Source organism: uncultured Finegoldia sp. (assembly GCF_947252345.1).
Classification (GTDB): domain Bacteria; phylum Bacillota; class Clostridia; order Tissierellales; family Peptoniphilaceae; genus Finegoldia.
Map to the genome: position 1 here is coordinate 1 of NZ_CAMXVC010000015.1, position 19,004 is coordinate 19,004.

At 34.9% G+C, this 19,004-nt stretch carries 19 protein-coding genes; 18 read left to right on the top strand and 1 reads right to left on the bottom strand.

Annotation, left to right across the window (positions count from 1 at the left end; genetic code table 11):
- The first annotated feature begins 180 nt into the window (after nt 1-180).
- The 14 genes from Q0X02_RS04190 (at nt 181) to Q0X02_RS04255 (ending at nt 15,109) form a co-directional block, all read left to right on the top strand.
- Nucleotides 181-1,176 carry an ABC transporter ATP-binding protein gene (locus Q0X02_RS04190; protein WP_297812017.1) on the top strand — a complete coding sequence of 332 codons (996 nt, stop codon included), beginning with the start codon at nt 181-183 and terminating at the stop codon, nt 1,174-1,176.
- A 9-nt stretch (nt 1,177-1,185) separates the two neighbouring features.
- Nucleotides 1,186-2,124, top strand: a complete 939-nt coding sequence (locus Q0X02_RS04195; protein ID WP_297812020.1) for an ATP-binding cassette domain-containing protein — start codon at nt 1,186-1,188, stop codon at nt 2,122-2,124.
- Nucleotides 2,125-3,093 carry an ABC transporter permease gene (locus Q0X02_RS04200; RefSeq protein ID WP_297812024.1) on the top strand — a complete coding sequence of 323 codons (969 nt, stop codon included), beginning with the start codon at nt 2,125-2,127 and terminating at the stop codon, nt 3,091-3,093.
- A 9-nt stretch (nt 3,094-3,102) separates the two neighbouring features.
- Nucleotides 3,103-4,023, top strand: coding sequence for an ABC transporter permease (locus Q0X02_RS04205; RefSeq protein ID WP_297812027.1), 921 nt, complete (start codon nt 3,103-3,105; stop codon nt 4,021-4,023).
- A 13-nt stretch (nt 4,024-4,036) separates the two neighbouring features.
- On the top strand, nt 4,037-5,878 hold the full coding sequence (locus Q0X02_RS04210; protein WP_297812030.1) for an oligopeptide ABC transporter substrate-binding protein: 1,842 nt from the start codon (nt 4,037-4,039) through the stop codon (nt 5,876-5,878).
- A gap of 153 nt (nt 5,879-6,031) precedes the next feature.
- Entirely contained in the window at nt 6,032-6,982 is a 951-nt protein-coding gene (locus tag Q0X02_RS04215) for an SH3 domain-containing protein (RefSeq protein WP_297812033.1), read from the top strand.
- Between the two features lie 41 nt (nt 6,983-7,023).
- The gene (locus tag Q0X02_RS04220; protein ID WP_297812036.1) at nt 7,024-8,067 is read left to right on the top strand and encodes a DNA polymerase IV; all 1,044 of its coding nucleotides are present in this window, start codon (nt 7,024-7,026) and stop codon (nt 8,065-8,067) included.
- Between the two features lie 68 nt (nt 8,068-8,135).
- A complete protein-coding gene (locus tag Q0X02_RS04225; RefSeq protein ID WP_297812038.1) occupies nt 8,136-8,450 on the top strand; it encodes a PadR family transcriptional regulator in 315 nt (104 codons plus the stop codon).
- The gene (locus Q0X02_RS04230; protein WP_297812041.1) at nt 8,450-9,484 is read left to right on the top strand and encodes a DUF4097 family beta strand repeat-containing protein; all 1,035 of its coding nucleotides are present in this window, start codon (nt 8,450-8,452) and stop codon (nt 9,482-9,484) included. Before Q0X02_RS04225 ends, Q0X02_RS04230 begins: the two co-directional genes overlap by 1 nt.
- A gap of 124 nt (nt 9,485-9,608) precedes the next feature.
- Nucleotides 9,609-10,730 (top strand): class I SAM-dependent RNA methyltransferase, encoded by a 1,122-nt coding sequence (locus Q0X02_RS04235; protein WP_297812044.1) that lies wholly within the window; start codon nt 9,609-9,611, stop codon nt 10,728-10,730.
- 11 nt (nt 10,731-10,741) lie between these two features.
- Complete coding sequence (locus tag Q0X02_RS04240) at nt 10,742-11,848, top strand: SpoIIE family protein phosphatase (protein WP_297812046.1); 1,107 nt, start codon at nt 10,742-10,744, stop codon at nt 11,846-11,848.
- 9 nt (nt 11,849-11,857) lie between these two features.
- The gene (locus tag Q0X02_RS04245; RefSeq protein WP_297812049.1) at nt 11,858-13,135 is read left to right on the top strand and encodes a glucose-6-phosphate isomerase; all 1,278 of its coding nucleotides are present in this window, start codon (nt 11,858-11,860) and stop codon (nt 13,133-13,135) included.
- A gap of 2 nt (nt 13,136-13,137) precedes the next feature.
- Nucleotides 13,138-13,647: a hypothetical protein gene (locus tag Q0X02_RS04250; RefSeq protein WP_297812052.1), complete on the top strand. Its 510-nt coding sequence runs from the start codon at nt 13,138-13,140 to the stop codon at nt 13,645-13,647.
- Between the two features lie 16 nt (nt 13,648-13,663).
- Nucleotides 13,664-15,109, top strand: a complete 1,446-nt coding sequence (locus Q0X02_RS04255) for a helicase HerA-like domain-containing protein (protein ID WP_297812056.1) — start codon at nt 13,664-13,666, stop codon at nt 15,107-15,109.
- A 29-nt stretch (nt 15,110-15,138) separates the two neighbouring features.
- On the opposite strand, the gene Q0X02_RS04260 is transcribed toward Q0X02_RS04255, so the two are convergent.
- Nucleotides 15,139-15,840, bottom strand: coding sequence for a bifunctional 2-polyprenyl-6-hydroxyphenol methylase/3-demethylubiquinol 3-O-methyltransferase UbiG (locus Q0X02_RS04260; RefSeq protein WP_297812059.1), 702 nt, complete (start codon nt 15,838-15,840; stop codon nt 15,139-15,141).
- A 113-nt stretch (nt 15,841-15,953) separates the two neighbouring features.
- Between Q0X02_RS04260 and Q0X02_RS04265 the strand changes: the two genes are divergently transcribed.
- The 4 genes from Q0X02_RS04265 to Q0X02_RS04280 are packed head-to-tail and all read left to right on the top strand — an operon-like array spanning nt 15,954 to nt 18,944.
- Nucleotides 15,954-16,943, top strand: a complete 990-nt coding sequence (locus Q0X02_RS04265; RefSeq protein WP_297812062.1) for a C39 family peptidase — start codon at nt 15,954-15,956, stop codon at nt 16,941-16,943.
- Entirely contained in the window at nt 16,944-17,648 is a 705-nt protein-coding gene (locus Q0X02_RS04270; protein ID WP_297812065.1) for an RNA methyltransferase, read from the top strand. It begins immediately after the preceding gene.
- Complete coding sequence (locus Q0X02_RS04275) at nt 17,648-18,352, top strand: HAD family hydrolase (RefSeq protein WP_297812067.1); 705 nt, start codon at nt 17,648-17,650, stop codon at nt 18,350-18,352. The genes Q0X02_RS04270 and Q0X02_RS04275 overlap by 1 nt, the downstream gene beginning before the upstream one ends.
- On the top strand, nt 18,315-18,944 hold the full coding sequence (locus Q0X02_RS04280; protein WP_297812070.1) for an epoxyqueuosine reductase QueH: 630 nt from the start codon (nt 18,315-18,317) through the stop codon (nt 18,942-18,944). Before Q0X02_RS04275 ends, Q0X02_RS04280 begins: the two co-directional genes overlap by 38 nt.
- Nucleotides 18,945-19,004: the final 60 nt, after the last annotated feature.

Here is a 19,004-nt window from a genome sequence, read left to right on the forward strand (position 1 = left end):
CAATATAATACAGTAAAACATAATAAAAGCATATTTTATACTGAAATTTTAAATTTAATAATAAATAATAATTGACAAAACTGGTTTATCTCACTATAATGAGATAAAGTATTTTTTATTAATAATGCAAATTTTAAATAGAATTTTGCAGTATTAAAACTAAACTGAAAGGAGCATTAAATGTCTGCTAATAATAAAATATTGGAAGTAAATAATATGCACACAGCTTTTAGAATAAAAGACGATTATTATGATGCAGTCGACGGTGTTTCGTTTGAATTGTACGAAAACGAAGTGTTGGCGATGGTCGGTGAATCTGGTTGTGGAAAATCAACTCTAGCAACAACGATAATGGGCTTACATAATATGAATTATACAAAAGTTCAAGGAGAGGTTATCTACAAAGGAGAAAATATTTTAAATTACACCGAACAACAATTCAACGAGCTCAGAGGTGGAGAAATTGGAATGATATTCCAAGACCCATTGGCATCGTTGAATCCTCTTATGAGAATTGGCGAACAAATTGAAGAAGCTTTGTTGTATCATACAGACCTAGACAAAAAACAAAGACAGCAAAAAGCTGTAGAGCTTTTAAAAAAGGTTGGAATTGAAAATGCAGAGATAATTGCTAGACAATTTCCTCATCAATTATCAGGAGGTATGAGACAGAGAGTTATCATAGCAATAGCTTTGAGTTGTAAACCTCACGTTCTTATAGCAGACGAGCCTACAACAGCTCTCGATGTTACAATTCAAGCACAAATTCTAGACTTAATCAAAGAACTACAATCACAAATGAACTCAGGAATTATTTTAATTACACATGATTTGGGAGTTGTAGCTCAGACAGCGGACAGAGTTTGTGTAATGTATGCAGGTCAAATCGTTGAGATAGCACCTGTGGATGAGTTGTTCAAAAACCCACTTCATCCATATACAAGAAGTTTATTAAATTCAATTCCTCAAGCAGACACGGACACTGACCAGTTACACGTAATAGAAGGAATGGTTCCTTCTCTTAAAGACTTGCCAAGGAAAGGATGCAGATTTGCACCTCGTATTTCTTGGATTGATAAGAGTGAACATGAAGAAAATCCAGTACTACACGATGTAGGAAATGGACATATGGTTCGTTGTACTTGCTGGAAAAATTTCCATTTCAAAGACGAATAGGAGGAGTTTATGGGGTTTTTAGAAGTTAAAGATTTAAAAGTTCACTATCCAATTCGTGGGGGATTTTTTAATACAGTTCAAGGATACATCAAGGCCGTTGACGGTGTCAGTATGGATATTGAACAAGGAAAAACATACGGATTGATAGGTGAATCAGGTTCAGGGAAATCTACAATTGGTAAAGCCATTGTAGGACTTGAAAAAATAACTGCTGGACACATTCTTTACGAAGGAAAAGATGTTACAAGTAGACGTTACAGAAAAAAAATCAACTACAACAAAGATGTTCAAATGATTTTTCAAGACTCTATGAGTTCATTGGACCCTAAAAAAAGAATTTTAGATATAATTGCAGAGCCAATTAGAAATTTTGAAAAATTAACACCAAAAGAAGAAAAAGACAAGGTGCTAAAATTATTGGATATAGTTGGACTTAACGAAAGTGCGATTTACAAATATCCATTTGAATTTTCAGGTGGACAAAGACAAAGAATCGGTGTAGCAAGAGCGGTTGCTTGTAATCCAAGATTAATCGTTGCAGATGAGCCAGTTAGTGCACTTGATTTGTCAGTTCAAGCACAAGTTTTAAACTATATGAAGTTGATACAAAAAGAATTTAACCTAAGTTACATTTTTATTTCACATGATTTGGGAGTTGTAAGACATATGTGTGATTATATCTACATAATGCACAATGGTAAATTTGTTGAAACGGGAACTAGAGAAGAATTATACGCAAATCCTCAACACATTTACACTAAAAGACTTATCGCAGCTATTCCTCAAATTGAACCTGAAAAGAGAAAAGAACTTAGAGAAGCTAGACAATCTATCGAGAAACAATTCGACGAACAAAAAAACATCTACTACGATGCAAATGGTTCAGTATATGATTTAGTACAATTTAATGGTACTCATTTCGTAGCTTCAAGAAAGGAGGAAAAATAAATGATTAAGACAATAATCAGGAGATTTTTGATAATGATTCCTCAGTTGATAGTGTTAAGCTTATTTATATTTTTTGTAGCTCAAATGATGCCTGGTGACCCATTCACAGGGAAAATAACACCAAGCACTGGTAACTCAAAGGTTGAAGAAGAACTGAAAATAAAATCAGGATTTTACGATCCTTGGTATATGAAATACGAAAGATGGGTAACCAATGCAGCAAAAGGTGATTTCGGTATTTCATATACGCAAAAATTACCGGTAAAAGATGTAATCGGTCAAAGAGCTAAGAACACATTTTTCTTATCATTGTTTTCGTTGTTGATAATGTATGCAATAGCTATTCCACTAGGTATTAACGCAGGAAGATACAACGGCTCGCTATTCGATCAGGCAGTAAACTTGTACAACTTCTTGGCATTAGCAACACCGGGATTCGTGTTCTATTTGATTATGCTATTGATATTTGGATACAAGTTTGAAATATTCCCTACAAGCGGAATTATAAGCCTTGACGCAGCTGCACAAGGAGGTATGGCTGCTGTATTAAGTAAAATCTACCATATGCTACTACCAGCGATATCTTATGCGATACTTACAACTATCGGTACTATCCAATATTTGAGAAATGAAGTAGTTGATTCAAAAAGCCAAGACTACGTTAGAACTGCAAGAGCAAAAGGTGTTCCAATCAAAAAAGTTTACAGCAAGCACATTTTCAGAAACTCACTTTTGCCGATAGCTGCATTCTTCGGATTCCAAATAACAGGACTTTTAGCAGGTTCTATAATGATTGAAACTATATTTGGTTACCAAGGAATGGGTTCACTTTTCGTAGACTGCATAAATCAAAGAGACTACTCAGTAATGACAGCGCTTATAATGATTTACGGATTTTTGACACTATGTGGTTCGTTGTTGAGTGATATCATAATGAGCATAGTAGATCCAAGAATAAGAATAGATTAGGGGGTTTTTATGAAAGAGAAAAAAGTAACAGATGAACAACTTGAAGAATATAAAGACCTTGCTAAAGATAGTCCAACAGGATTTAAAGTAATAGTTAATGAATTTAAAAAAGACAAATTGGCGATTGTGTCTTTGATATTACTGGCAATTTTATGGATAGGAATATTTGTCGGAGCACTTTTTCTTGACAAGGAAAAAGTAATGACTGTAGATATAATGAACTCATACTCACCTCCAGGAGTTGCAGGTCACATTTTAGGTACAGACCAAGGTGGTAGAGACCTTCTTGGACAATTGATTATCGGTGCTAGAAACTCAATCGTAATTGGTATAGCAGTAACAGTTTTCACATCAGTAGTAGGGATTATAGTTGGACTTTTTATCGGATACTACGGTGGATGGTTGGATAACATTATAATGAGAATTATAGATTTTATTCAAATTCTACCTACGATGATGATAATCATAGTATTCGTTACAATAGTTCCAAAATATTCGATGTTCTCATTTGTGTTGATATTTACAATATTCTACTGGACAGGAATGGCGAGACTTGTCAGATCAAAAGCACTTGCAGAAAGCAAAAAAGACTATGTCAATGCTTCTAAAACAATGGGAACAAGTGATTTGAAGACAATGTTTACAGGGATTTTGCCTAACATTTCTTCAATATTGATAGTAGATATGACACTAAGTTTCGCAGGAAATATTGGAATTGAAACTGGATTGAGCTTTTTAGGCTTTGGTTTACCACCATCAGATCCATCTCTTGGAACGTTGGTATCATTAGCGAGAAAGCCAGAGGTTATTCAAGACAAATTATACGTATGGTTACCTGCATCATTATTGATATTAGTAATGATGTTGTGTATAAATTACATCGGTCAAGCACTAAGAAGGGCTTCCGATGCTAAACAAAGGAAAGGATAAGGGGGATTAAATAATGAAAAACAAATTTAAATCATTATTGGCAATGTTTTTAGTATTGGCATTTGTACTTACAGGGTGCGGCAATGCTAAAAAAGGCGATGGAAAATCATCGGATTCTGGTAAGAAGCAAGAAACTCAAGCTCAAAACAGCGGCAATAAAGGCAATATTGTCGGTGAAAAAATGGGCGGTGGAGTTGTAGTTGAAGGAGAAGGTACTCCAATTAAAGGTGGTACATTCAAAGTAGGTATTCCTACAGATTCACCATTCAAAGGTGTGTTCAACCACACATTGTATGATGACAACTACGACTGGAACATTATTGGTTCTACAATGTATTCTAACTCAAATGCAGGCGAAAGCTTAGAGTTAAGAGATTCAGGTGCAATCAAATTTGTATGGGACCAAAAAGCAAAAACTGCAACTATCAAATTATCAGACAAATTTAAATGGAATGATGGAAAACCAGTAACTGCAAAAGATATTATAATCAACTACTTGATAATTGGTAACAAAGATTATCCAGGAGTTCGTTATGATGACGATATGATTAACATCGTTGGTATGGAAGAATATCATGCAGGAAAAGCAAAAGACATTTCTGGTGTTAAAGAATTAGACAACAAAACTGTACAAGTTCAATTCAAAGAATGGAAACCAGCAATTAAATGGGGCGCAGGAATTTGGGCTGAACCTACAAACTATGAACAAGTTAAAGACATACCAGTAAAAGATTTGATTTCTTCACCAGCAGTAAGAAAGAACCCTAAATCTGCAGGACCTTTCTACATTTCAAATGTAGTTCCAGGACAATCTGTTGAGTTTAAACCAAACGAATACTTCTGGGGTGGAAAACCAAAACTTGACAAAGTTGTAATGGAAGTAGTTCCAACTTCACAAATATTAGCTTCATTGAAAGCTGGTAAATACGATTATATCGCAGGTGGAGCACCTTCAGATACATTCAAAGAAATATCAGAATTAAAAGGATACAACGTAGCAAGACTACAAGATATGGCTTACACTTACATCGGATTTAAATTAGGTAAATGGGACAAAGCAAAAGGACAAGTTGTAGTAGACCCTAACGCTAAAATGGCTGACGAAAAATTGCGTAAAGCAATGGGTTATGCAATTGATAACAATGCAGTTGGTGAAAAATTCTATCTAGGATATAGGTCACAAGCAACATCTGTTATTATTCCAATCTTCAAAGATTACTACAACAGTGAATTAAAAGGTTACAACTACGATCCAGAAAAAGCTAAAAAATTATTAGACGAAGCTGGATACAAAGATGTTAACAACGACGGTATTAGAGAAGACAAAAATGGTAAACCACTTGTAATCAAATTTGCTTCAATGGCAGGTGGAGAAATCGCTGAGCCATTAGCACAATACTACATCCAATGCTGGAAACAAGTTGGATTGAATGTTCAATTAACTGGCGGAAGATTGATTGAGTTCAACGCATTCTATGAAAAAGTTAAAAATGATGACCCTGAAATCGACATATTCCAAGGCACTTGGGGAACTGGTACTAACCCAGATCCATCAGGATTATTCAGTAAGAACGCATCATTCAACTATTACAGATACACTAATGATGATATGCAAAAAGCATTAGACAAGATAGCTGATGGTAAATCTTCTGATGAAGAAAGAGCACAAGCTTACAAAGATTTCGCAAAAGTTATGGAAGACCATGTTCCATTGATTCCAACTCTTTACAGAGAAGCTTTAATTCCAATTAACAAGAGAGTTAAGAAGTTCGATACAAGATACGTTCAAGACACTAACAAAGATGATTTCAAATGGAGCGAAATCGAACTTACAGCTGACGAACCAATGAAATAAAGTTAATAAACTTTTAATAAAAATAAATGGAGTATTTTTAAAATACTCCATTATTTTTTGTGTGAAAACATAGAAATTTACAAATTTAATATAACGTTTTCGTTTATTGACTTATTAGATTGTATTCATTAGAATATTATAGAGGTGTAATGAATGAAACAAAAAAATATTATTTTAGCAGTGATTTCAGCTGCTGTAATATTTATTATAGTATTTGCGGGATTAAATATATTTAATTCCTCAAGGGCAGAAAAATTAAATAAATTGGCAGAACAATGTATAGCAGATGGAAACTATCAAAAGGCGGTTGATTATTACAGTGAATTGTATGATAAAACAAATGATGGTTCCTACATCGACAAAAAAAGAGGTGCTGTTGAGCTTTTGTCATCGCAAAATAACTACAATTACGGCTTGAATTACTTAAACGATGCGAAGTATTTGGATGCTGCAAAAAGTTTTTTGAAAGTTGTTCAAAATGACAGCGTAAATTATCAAAAGGCACAACAAAGATTACAGGAAACGACACAAAAGGTAATTATAACTTCTGACTCATTTGCTGAAGATGAAAATTTCGAAGCTAGCTTGGGTTTGTTAAAGTCTTATGCAAAAATAATGCCGCATGAGAAACTCATCACTGAAAGTATAAAAGATATTGAACAGGCTCAGGACAAATTCAAAAACAAGAAGAAGGAAGAAGAAAAACAACAGGCCCTTACTGAGAAAAAAGAAAAAGAGGCGAGGGAAAAAGCAGAAAAGTTAGCTCAGGAATCAGCTGAAAATCTTAAACAGGAAAAAGAGGATTCTGAAAATGCTGGTACAAACCAATCGGAAGGTTCGAGTCGCAACCAAAGGTTGATAGATATGTGTATTAAATTAGTTGGAAAAACATATCTTGTTACGAGCGAATCTGCTAAACTTTATGAGCAACCCAATAAGTCAAGGGTTGTTTCCACAGTTCCCGTTGGAAGCGAAGTGTATATTTACGAGGCAAAGCCAGATTCGGGACATAGAGTTTGGTGTCATGCTATTGTAAAAAGTGCGGATTCAATGAAATCTTATGACGCTTGGATATCATCAAATAATTTGAAAATTAACGATTAAGCTCTCTATTAATGAGGGCTTTTTTATTAGGGGGATAAATTATGGATTTAAATTTTTTGCATTTTGATTTGGATGCTTTTTTTGCATCGTGCGAAATTCTCGACAATCCACAATTGAAACACATTCCGATGGTTGTAGGAGGAAGAAGTCAAAGAGGGATTATTACAACTGCAAATTACGAGGCTAGAAAATACGGGCTTCATTCTGCAATGCCTATCTTTCAGGCTAGAAAAATTGTTCCCAATCTTGTCATCGTCAAGCCGGATTTTGAAAAATATCGACAACACAGCGAAAATGTGTTCAAAGTTTTGTCGTTGTTTTCCTCAAAAATTCAAAAAATGAGTATTGATGAGGGTTGTATGGATATTTCGCACATAGATATGGGCAGAGAGTTGCTTGCGAAGATGATTCAAGACAATGTAAGGGTGAAGACGGGTTTGTCGATTTCAATAGGCATCAGCTACAATATGAGCCTTGCAAAACTTGCATCGGATTGGAACAAACCGCATGGAATTAAAATAATCACTGAAGATGATATTCCAGATATTTTAATGGACTTGGATGTCGGCAAAATTCAAGGAATTGGGAAAAAATCGGAGAAGAAATTAAATGACCTTGGTATAAAGAAAGTTTGCGATTTGTACGATTTAAAGAGGGAAAATCTAGTGAATTTGTTTGGCAAATTCGGAGAAGTCATTTACGAGAGAATACGAGGGATTGATAGTAGAAAGTTAGAGTTGTCAAGAATTAGAAAATCTATTGGTGTGGAGTACACTTTTGAACGAGATATTAAAAATTATGCTGAACTAATTAAAAAAGCAAAGCTGTTCAGTGAGGAATTGTCGATTGATTTGAAAAACAGAAATTTAAAAGCCAAGACTATAAGAATTAAGATTAAACTCAATGATTTTACAGTCATCACTAAATCGATGACACTTGACGAATACATCAAGGATTCTTCGGATATTTTGAGAATTGTAAAGTATTTGGCCTACAACACTAAAATTGATAAGCCCGTGCGATTGCTTGGAATAACTGCTGCTAATTTGAGCGGTACAAATTTTGAACAGCTGAAATTTTTGTAGTAAAAAATTTTACATAATACCTTGTAATATTTACTACTGTGTTATATAATGTAATCGGGAGGTAAGATATGAACACACAATTAAAAAAAGGAATATTGGAATTATGTGTCTTATCGGTTATATCTAAAAAAGACAGCTACGGATACGAAATTATAGATCAGATTAAAGATAAGATACCAATGAGTGAGGGAACGATTTATCCAATGCTCAGAAGATTGAAAAACGACAAATACTTGGAAGATTACACTGAGCAATCAGAATCGGGTCCATCTAGGAAATACTATAAGATAACAGAAGAAGGAAAAAAATATTTGCACTCACAACTTGAAGATTACAGAGAATTGGTTGAGAGAGTGAAGGCCTTATTGGAGGAGGATTTTTAATGAACAAAGAACAATTTATGGAACTTTTGGATTATTATTTCAGAAATGTCGATGAAACTACTTATAGTGAAATTAAAAATGATTATGAAGAACATTTCAAAATAGGATTAGAGAATGGAAAAACCGAGGAAGAAATCTCGAAAGAACTCGGAAATCCAAGAGAAATATTCAATGAATGCAAGGAAGCTGGAATTATAAGAGAAAACAACTTTTTCAGTATGTTCAATTTGGACAGCATTGGAGATTTCTTTAGTTCGAAAATTTTTGAACAATCAAAAGAAAAAGATTACGATTTGACACAACAAACATTGGAGTTTGACAATGATTTTCATAGAATTGAAGTCAAATCAAATGCGGATATCGACATCTCAACTCATGACTTAGACAAAGTATTCGTGACTTACAATACGACGGATGAATCTCAGAAATTAGATGTTGATTATATGAATCACGTGTTGAAGCTTGGAAAGGTGAAAATGGAAAAAATCTTTCAAAAGAGTTTCATCAAATCAATTTCTATCAAGATTCCAAAAGACAGCGATTTGGGATTGAATATCGCAACTGCAAGTGGAGATGTCCATGTAGATGTCATTAGCAACGATGTCACTTGCAACAGCTCTAGTGGAGATGTTTTTATATCTACGGAGTCTGACAATGTCAACGTGAACACAGCGAGTGGAAATGTTAAAGTATTTAAATGCAGAAAAAATATTTTTGTGAATACTGTAAGTGGCGATGTAGATGTGCAATCTGACTGTCCAGATTTGAACGTGCATACTGTAAGTGGCGATGTAGATGTAAAATTGGATGAAAACAAAAATATGAATTTGAAGGGTGTTTCGAGTGACTTCAAGATTGACGTCAAAGAAAAGAAAGGCTGTGCAGAGTTTAAAACTGTGAGCGGCGAAATTCAATTTGAAAATTTCTACAAGGAAGTTTCGAAAACAATCAGCAAATCTCACACTCAATCTTTCACAGAGGATGATTTTAAAATCACAGCCGCAACTGTAAGCGGAGATATTTCTTTAAATTAATATTTATTTGGCTGCAACGTGAATTTTGCGTTGCAGTATTTTTTTTGTTTTGATTTATGAACTATTAATTGATAAAAAACATTGTAAATATGATAAAATATATATAAATATGGAGGAAATAATTTTGAAAATAATTGTAACTTGTGCATTTGGGTTGGAAAGTGTAGTTAAACGACAACTTTTGGATTTGGGATTTGAAAACTTGGATGTGAATGACGGAAGAATATCATTAAATGGCGATGAAAGAGATGTCGCAAAGCTGAATATAAATCTGAGATGCGCCGACAGGGTGCTGATTGAGTTGGGGAATTTTAAGGCGTTTACTTTTGAGCAACTTTTCGATGGCGTGAGTAAAATAAATTGGTCGGATATTCTCGAAGCTGATTCCAAATTCATAGTAGAAGGTAGAAGTTATAAGTCTAAATTATTTTCTATTAAGGATTGTCAGTCGATTACAGAAAAGGCAATAATCAAGTCGCTTCAGAAAAAATACAAGATTGATTGGTTTGAAAAATCAAAAAATAGATTCAGGATAGAAGTCAGCTTGGTGAAGGATGTGTGTTCAATAACTTTGGATACATCCGGAGATGGTCTGCATAAAAGAGGCTATAGGCAATCGAGCGTTCTGGCACCGATTAGGGAGAACTTGGCGGCGGGCATTATTGATTTGTCGTACGCATCAAAAAACAGACCTTTTGTCGATTTGTTTTGTGGAAGTGGGACTTTTGCAATCGAAGCTGCGAAGAAATTCAGGAATATTGCACCTGGAATCGACAGAAAATTTGATTTTATGAATTTTAACAAAAAATTCAACGACGCATACAAATTAGAGAGAAAAAAGGCGTTGGAAATTATAGATTACGATAGTAAGATTGATATTTTTGCGAGCGACATTGACGGTTCTGCGATTGAAAAAGCCATCGAAAATGCAGAAAATGCTGGAGTTCGAGAAGATATCAGATTTGTGACGAGAGATTTTCGAAATGTCGTGTTAAAAGACAATTACTTTGTTTTGGTTTCGAACCCACCTTATGGAAAGAGGCTTGGCGAAAAGAAAGAGGCTGAGAAGATTTATGCGGATTTGGGAATTAAAATGAAAAAATTCACGACACAATCACAGTATATAATCACTGATTGTGAAGATTTCGAGAAATTTTACGGCACGAAATCGTCTAAGAATAGAAAGATGTACAATGGAAATATGAAATGCTATTTGTACCAGTATTTTGGGCCGAGACCTAAGTAGGAGGAAAATTTTTGGAGAAGAAATCTAACGATTGTGTGAGTTGTTTTGACGGCTCTGATTTTCAAGTTCTTAACTCGATGAAGGATTTGGTTCGAGTTATCGACAAGGACGGAGTCATTGTGTTTGCCAATAAAAGTATGATAGATTCTATGCCCATAAATCCAATCGGCGTGAATTGCTATTTGGATTACAGCGAGGATTTTCCAAAGTGCTTGGCAGACAGAAAATTCAGGTTGAACTGCACAATCAAAGAAAAAAGAAAAATAAAGGGAATAGATTATTCTATAACTTCTTCTCCAGTTATGAACAAAAATGGAGAAGTGGTGAGCACTGTCGAAGTTTTCAGGGATATTTCCAGAGAAGTTAAAACTCAGATTGATCTTATCAATGCCAGTAAGGACATAAAAGATGAGATTATTTTCGCAAAGCACATTCAAAACAAAACTCTCCCTAGCAAGGGTGAGCATGTTGGATTGAACTTGGATTACAGGTATATTTCTTCTAGGGATTTGTCGGGAGATATCATTGATTGCATAGACATTGACGAGAGATTTGTGGGAATTTATATCGCCGATGTTGTGGGTCATGGAATTGCTGCATCAATTCTCACGATGTTTATACGACAGACGATGAGATATTTGGTCAGTAGAATTACAGATTCAAGGCCAAAAAGAGTTCTGAAGGATTTGAACACATCGTTTAGCGAGTTGAATTTGGCAATAGACAAGTATTTTACGATTTTTTATGGGCTTTACGACAAAAAACTCAAGATTTTTTCGTATGCAAATGCTGGGCACAATGGCATTCCACTTTTGATTACCAATTCGAATATGCAGGAGTTGAAGGTGACGGGTCATCCAATCTCGCCGTTGTTCGAAGGCGTTGAGTTTAAACAACGAGATATTTTGCTTTCGAGTGGAGATGAGATAATAATGTACACTGATGGAATCACAGAAACTAGAGGCTTTAATAACGAATTTTACGGCGAAGAAAGGCTGAAGAGAGATTTAATGAAAGTTCCAAGTCAAAGAATTGATACTGTGTTGACGGAGTTGGAATCGTTCAGATTTTTGGAACAAGATGATGATATTGTTATGGTAAGTCTGAAAGTTTTGTAGGAGGATAATATGTTCAAGGTAGATTTTTCAAACACAACTAGTCAGGATGATGCTAGGAAGTTACAAAATGAAGCTATTAATGCGCTGGAAAAGTTGTTGGACAAATCTTGCGAGGGAAAAGAGTTCACAGGCTGGATTGATTTGCCCGAAAAATATGAACAAAAAGAGGTCGATAGGATAAAGTTTTGTGCAGAAAAAATCAGAGATAATTCTGATGTTCTTGTCGTGATTGGAATCGGTGGAAGCTATCTTGGCGCAAAGGCTATTGATTACTGTATGAAAGATTACTTTGAAGACGAATCTATGAAAATAATCTATGCGGGTTATCAATTGTCGTCCACATATCTGTCCGAACTTTTGGATTATTTAAAAGACAGGGATTTTTCGGTCAATGTCATCAGCAAATCCGGAACTACTACTGAACCTGCGATTGCGTTTAGATTTATCAAAGAGTTGATGGATGAAAAATACTCACAACAAGAACAAAAAAACAGGATTTTTGTAACGACTGACAAAGAAAAGGGCGCATTAAAACAATTAGCGGACACAAATGGATACGAAACATTTGTCGTTCCAGATGATATTGGTGGAAGATTTTCTGTGTTGAGTTCTGTCGGGTTGTTGCCAATAGCTGTGAAAGGAATCGACATCGGTCTTTTGCTTGAAGGGGCAAAATCGGCAAGAATCGATTTGACAAAGCTCGATTATGAGTCAAATCCAGCATTGAAATACGCTTGTTTCAGAAACAATATGTATCGAAATGGAAAGGATATCGAGATTTTAGTCAATTATGAGTTGAAATTGAAATACTTTTCAGAATGGTTCAAGCAGTTATTTGCGGAATCAGAGGGCAAAAACAGCAAGGGAATTTTCCCGATGGCGTGCAATTTCACGACTGATTTGCATTCGTTGGGACAAATGATTCAGGGTGGACAGAGAAATATTTTTGAAACGGTGATTTCCGTCGATAATCCAAAGAGAGATTTGGCGATAAAATCAACTGAAAAAAACCTTGATGGATTGAACTACCTTGCAGGAAAATCCGTGGATTATGTCAACAAAATGGCGATGCTTGGCACGTTGGAAGCTCACAAGTCAGCGGATGTCGATTGCGTTATGATAAGCATTGACGAAATCAACGAAAAAAATTTGGGATATATGATTTACTTCTTCGAGATGTCGGTAGCCATATCCGCTCTCGTTTTGGGAGTGAATCCTTTTAATCAACCAGGAGTTGAAGAATACAAGAAGCAAATGTTTAAATTATTAGAAAAGCCGGGATATTAGAAATGAAAGAGAATTTAAAGAAAATAGTTTTGTATGAGAAAAGTTACGAGGTTTCGAAAATAATATTAGTTTTATTGACGTCTGTACTATTTTTGAAATGTGCGAAGGTTGACCATGTTTTTGTCAAATCGTTTTTTATAACGGTACTTTCATTTGTACCTATAATTGGAGCGGGAGTGTATTTTGTTCCAGCAATAATTCTTAATTTATTAGAATCAAATACACTCAATTTGGCGATGTATGGGTGGCTGTTATTGGTAGTAATATGTATTGACAGAATACTCTACAGTGTTTTTTACGACCAGCCGTTTGATTACAGCCCGATATCTTATGTGATTATGGGAATGATTTTATATTTGATATTTGGGAAATACACATTGTTGGTGTTCGCACTTTCAGTGTGTGCAGTTACAGCGTACAACAACTACAACAAGTATAAGAAAACAAAAGTTTTTTACAGGAAAGCAACGTTTAATTTTATTGATTTGAAACAGATTATACAAGAGAAATAGAAATGCGGAGGAAATAGTGGAAAAGTTATTGATAGCAAAGGGGAATGAGAATATCGAGCTTCTCTCAAACAAAGTAAATCAGCACGCAATGATAGTCGGAGCGACTGGAAGTGGCAAGACTGTTACTTTGAAAGTGTTGTGCGAATATTTTTCAGAACTAGGTGTGCCTACGATTTTGTCAGATGTTAAGGGCGATTTGTCCGACTTGGCATCTGTAGGAGAGATGAATGACAACATAAAACAAAGACTTGATGAGATGAATATCACTGATTTCGAGTTCAAGAATTATCCTGTCACATTGTGGGATGTTTATGGAGAAAACGGACTGTCGCTTAGAGTTTCAGTATCGGAAATGGGGCCTATTTTGTTGTCGAAAATCTTGGAATTAAATGACACTCAGTCGGGAATACTCAACATCGCATTCAGAGTGGCAGACGAAGAAGGATTGTTGCTGTTGGACATCAAAGATTTGAGGTCTATCCTCAACTATTTGTCAGAAAATAAAGCGGTTTATTCGAAAAAATATGGCAACATAACAACTCAAACTATCAGCGCAATTATGAGAAAATTGTTGTTCATCGAAGATTTGGGTGCGGATAAATTTTTTGGCGAGCCGAGTTTGGCAATTGAAGATTTGATGAGGACAGATTCCAATTCAAAAGGTGTTATAAACATAATTCAAGCCAACAAATTGATAAACGACAAAAATATGTATTCAATGTTTTTGTTGTGGTTACTGTCGGAGATTTTCGAGTCGCTGCCAGAAGTTGGAAATCCAGAAATTCCTAAGTTGGTATTCTTTTTTGACGAAGCACATTTGCTTTTTGACAACGCAAACAAAATGATAATGGACAAGATAGAGCAAGTTGTAAGACTTATTCGCTCAAAAGGAGTTGGAATATTTTTCGTTACACAAAATCCGTTGGACATTCCCGATTCTGTGTCATCTCAACTTGGAAATAGAATCGTCCATCAGTTGAGGGCTTTTTCTCCGAAAGAATTAGAAGCGGTGAGAAAAATTTCCGAGACATTTAGAACCGATGGTAAAATCAACATTAAAGATGAAATCGTGAACTTGCGAACTGGAGAAGCGTTGATATCTTTTTTGGATGAAAATGGAGCACCGAGTTTGACGAAAAAAGGGCTTGTTCTTCCTCCACACTCGTCATTTACGCCACTTTCTCAATCTGACATTGATTACATCGTAAAAAACTCTCCGCTCTACAGCAAATACTCTCAGTCAATTGACAGAGAATCCGCTTACGAAATTCTTCAGAACAAATTGGAACGACAAATCGAACCTGAACAATCACCACAAAAATCGACAAAAAAAGAAAAATCTGAACTTGAAGATTTTGCAACCAAAAGCATTAACTCAATTTTGGGTAGTTTCACACGACAAATCGGCAGAGACATTGCTCGTGGGATTTTTGGTTCGATAAAAAAGAATATGAAGTTTTAAAACAACCTCCCTTTCACAGGGAGGTATTGTTATTTATTCGCACAGATTACAAGTGGCGTGGAAGTTTTCTTGTCGAATTTTGATTTGTCAAATCCGCCGTAGCTCTTTATGTTTTTGAATTTGTTTTTCTCCAACAAATTCACCAATTCATCAGCTGTAATTGGAAGCAAATCGACATTGTTCTCGATGGATTTTGCATTTGCACTCATAACCGTGTTGAATCTGATGTAATCGTCGTTTCTGAAATATTTTCGCACAAATTCAACTTTATCGTTTTTGATTGTTGGAAGTGAACCCAGAAAATCTCCCTCAACTTTTAAAAAAGGATAGAAGTTTATTATTTGAATTACAAGATTTCCTCCTTCTGTTAACTTGTCGTATGATTTTTTCAAAAACTCGTCAACTTGTTTTGCACTAGACAAATGCACGAGAGAATTTCCGATGCAGTAAATCAAGTCGAAATCATCTTTTAGTTGGTCAATATCGAGCATATTCATCAAAACAGCGTTGATTTTATTAGTTTTTCTGGCGATGTCAACGAATTTCTCCTCCAAATCAATGCCTACAACATCAAATCCTTTTTCCTTCATTTTCGCAGCAACTTTTCCCGTCGCACAAGCGACATCTAAGATTTTGTACTTAGCTTTTTCAACTAGAAAATTTATTTGTTTTTCATTCGGTTTAAAAATATCTTCGTAGCTTTCTGAAATTGAATTATAAAATTCACTCATTTTATCACCTCTATTTTTATTATACCCAAACAATGTTACAATTTTATAAAGTTGTCATAATTTTGTAATAATTTAATTTGTGTATGATATAATTATATAAATGAGGTGGTTTGTTGAAAATCGATAATCATGACAGATATCTAAGAGATAAACGCAGAAAATCTATTAAACGCAGAATTTTTTTCGCGACGATTGTCTTAGCTATCTTAATTTTAATGATAAAATTTAAAACACATAAAGAAGAATACATTGCAAACAAAAAAATGTTGCAAGAAATGGAAAAAAATTCTTCACGAGAAACTACAGATAAAAAACCAGAAAATAACGAGCAGAATTTGGAAAAACCTAGTGATGATGAGGAAATTTTCAGACAAATTTTGAAAAATGAAAATGTCTTTGTCAACACTTACAAGAGAAATGAACTTCTTCACAATTTGGAGATATTCGCAAAGTACAATAAAAACGCGAAATTGATAATGAAACATGCCGACGACATTCATATTTCTTTGCTGAAGCTTGCTGGAAACAACTACACTGCGGTAAATTTCGTGGCAAAAACCATTGACCCTTCAATAAAAAACGACTACAGCTACCATACAAAAGCCAATCAGTCCGATGTCCCTTTGTTTTTGCAGTGGGATAGAAGATGGGGATATGAAAAATACGGCTACGGGATTATTGGCTACACAGGCTGTGGACCAACGAGCTGTGCGATGGTGTTGTCAACTATGAAAAAAGACAATTCAATTACACCGGCGTTGATTGCAGAAGAAAGCGACAGAAACGGATTTTCGTCTTCCGATGGAACGAGCTGGGATTTCTATCCTTTCATCGCAAGCAAATACGGATTGAAAGCGGTGCAAGTGAATCCCGACTACAACACAATCAAATACAACATAAAAAAGAAAAATTTTATTTTAATTTCGGTGAGACCCGGAGATTTTACAAGAGTCGGTCACGTTATGGTTATTAGTGCAATTGACAAGGACGGTAATATAATAATAAACGACCCAAACAGCCTTATCAATTCTCAAAAAAAATGGAGCTACAAAAGATTACAACCACAAATAAAAAAAATGTGGATTTTTAGCAATGGAGTATAGATGAAAAAGTATATTAAATACAAAAAAAATCTCGAATATTCTTATACAATGGGACCTTTTCCAACAATTGAGCTTATCGAAAACAGGCTTGACCTTGTAGAAGAGGTCTTAATTTCTGAAGATTTTAATGACAAGGATAAACTTATAGATTTGTTGAATAAAAACAAAATACACTACACAATTTCCGACAAACAAATCAACAAAATTTCACTCAAAGACAAGGAGTATGTGATTGGGATTTTCAAAAAAGAAAAATCTGATTTGAAAGGTCACAATCATATTTTGTTGGACGGGATTGATAATATGGGGAATTTGGGTACAATTATGAGAAGTATGCTGGCTTTTTCGTACAGAGATTTGGCGCTTATATCCAATACGTGCGATGTCTACAACCCTAAAGTCATAAGAGCGAGTATGGGAGCTTTTTTCAAGTTGAACATAAAACAATTTAACAGTTTAGAAGATTACAAGAAAAACTATCCCGACAACAACATTTATTCTTTTGTATTGGATGAAACATCTGTCGAACTAAGCGAGGTTAAATTCAAAAAGCCGTACAGCTTAGCGTTTGGAAATGAGGGCAAGGGATTAACCGGCGAGTATTACTTGGAAAACAAAACTTTCATAAGTCAATCGAAAGATGTTGACTCGTTGAACTTGCCGATTGCCTGCTCAATTGCATTATACGAATCGAGGCTAAAATAATGAAAAAAGTGTTTGTATTTGATTTGGATGGAACATTGATTGACTCTTTGGAGATGATAAATTATTGTTTCAATCAAACATCACAAAAGTATGGATTAAAACCAGTTGAAAAAGAAAAATTCAACTATTTTTTGGGTGATGGCCCCAAGATTTTAGTCAGGAAATCTCTGGATTATTTGATAGAAAGAGATGGATTGGACAAAAATGAAGTTGATTCAAAATTCGATGAAATTTACGAAGCTTACATCGACTTTTACAATAATTTTAACGATACGAAAACAAAATTGTATCCCAACATAAGAGAAAGCTTGGAAGAATTAAAACGAAAAAATGCGTTGTTGTGTATTTGCACGAACAAGACACTTCCAGCGGCGGAAAAAATATTGAACAGATTGTTTCCGAAGGGGTTTTTTGATTATGTGTCAGCATTACAAGACGAAACAAAAAGAAAGCCCAATCCTTATTTGCTAGACAAAATTGTCGATGAACTAAAAATCAAAAAGAAAGAAATTGTTTATTTTGGAGATACAAACACCGACATTGAAACTTGCAAAAATGCAAAGGTCACAAGCGTTGGAGTTGATTGGGGATTTAGACCGAGACAAGAACTCATAGATGCAAAAGCCGATTTTGTTATTTCTGAGCAGAGAAAGATAGTGGATTTTTATGGAGAATTACCAAAAAATACTGGACAAAACAATTGAAAAATTAAACGGGGGAGAAACTCTCCTGCTTCACAGCTGTTGTGGACCTTGTTCTAGCTATGTGTTGGAGTATTTGGCACAATTTTTTAAAATAACAATTTTGTTTTACAATCCCAACATAAGTCCCAAAAATGAATTTGACAAGAGAGTTGTCGAGCAGAAAAAAGTTATCGAAAAAACAAAAGCAAAATATCCGATTGATATTATTGTCGACAAGTACAATCCGGAAGAATTTTACGAAAGAGTAGAAGAATACAAAGACTTAGGAGAAAAATCCAGACGCTGTTACGAGTGCTATGATTTGAGAATCGACAGGACATTCGAGATTGCGGATGAGATGGGATTTGATTTTGTAACGACGACTTTATCTGTCAGCCCACACAAAAACAGTCAGTGGATTAATGAAATTGGCGAGAATTTGGAAAAAGTTCACAAGACGAGATTCTTGCATTCGGATTTCAAAAAGAAAAATGGATACAAAAGGTCAATCGAATTGTCCAAGGAGTTCGACCTTTACAGACAAGATTACTGCGGATGTGTTTACAGCAAAAAAGAGGCTGAACAACGACACAAAAACCAAGAAAACAAATAAAACAAAGCCAAGTGAAATTGCCGGTGAATTTTCCGGAATATTTTCTCTTGGTTTTTTTGT

What these genes read in the sequence shown, in the direction of transcription:
- Q0X02_RS04200 (WP_297812024.1), top strand. Translation starts at nt 2,125, where the DNA reads ATGATTAAGACAATAATCAGGAGATTTTTGATAATGATTCCTCAGTTG.
- Q0X02_RS04225 (WP_297812038.1), top strand. Translation starts at nt 8,136, where the DNA reads ATGAACACACAATTAAAAAAAGGAATATTGGAATTATGTGTCTTATCG.
- Q0X02_RS04220 (WP_297812036.1), top strand. Translation starts at nt 7,024, where the DNA reads ATGGATTTAAATTTTTTGCATTTTGATTTGGATGCTTTTTTTGCATCG.
- Q0X02_RS04230 (WP_297812041.1), top strand. Translation starts at nt 8,450, where the DNA reads ATGAACAAAGAACAATTTATGGAACTTTTGGATTATTATTTCAGAAAT.
- Q0X02_RS04205 (WP_297812027.1), top strand. Translation starts at nt 3,103, where the DNA reads ATGAAAGAGAAAAAAGTAACAGATGAACAACTTGAAGAATATAAAGAC.
- Q0X02_RS04195 (WP_297812020.1), top strand. Translation starts at nt 1,186, where the DNA reads ATGGGGTTTTTAGAAGTTAAAGATTTAAAAGTTCACTATCCAATTCGT.
- Q0X02_RS04215 (WP_297812033.1), top strand. Translation starts at nt 6,032, where the DNA reads ATGAAACAAAAAAATATTATTTTAGCAGTGATTTCAGCTGCTGTAATA.
- Q0X02_RS04245 (WP_297812049.1), top strand. Translation starts at nt 11,858, where the DNA reads ATGTTCAAGGTAGATTTTTCAAACACAACTAGTCAGGATGATGCTAGG.
- Q0X02_RS04190 (WP_297812017.1), top strand. Translation starts at nt 181, where the DNA reads ATGTCTGCTAATAATAAAATATTGGAAGTAAATAATATGCACACAGCT.
- Q0X02_RS04280 (WP_297812070.1), top strand. Translation starts at nt 18,315, where the DNA reads ATGGAGAATTACCAAAAAATACTGGACAAAACAATTGAAAAATTAAAC.
- Q0X02_RS04250 (WP_297812052.1), top strand. Translation starts at nt 13,138, where the DNA reads ATGAAAGAGAATTTAAAGAAAATAGTTTTGTATGAGAAAAGTTACGAG.
- Q0X02_RS04275 (WP_297812067.1), top strand. Translation starts at nt 17,648, where the DNA reads ATGAAAAAAGTGTTTGTATTTGATTTGGATGGAACATTGATTGACTCT.
- Q0X02_RS04270 (WP_297812065.1), top strand. Translation starts at nt 16,944, where the DNA reads ATGAAAAAGTATATTAAATACAAAAAAAATCTCGAATATTCTTATACA.
- Q0X02_RS04210 (WP_297812030.1), top strand. Translation starts at nt 4,037, where the DNA reads ATGAAAAACAAATTTAAATCATTATTGGCAATGTTTTTAGTATTGGCA.
- Q0X02_RS04260 (WP_297812059.1), bottom strand. Translation starts at nt 15,840, where the DNA reads ATGAGTGAATTTTATAATTCAATTTCAGAAAGCTACGAAGATATTTTT.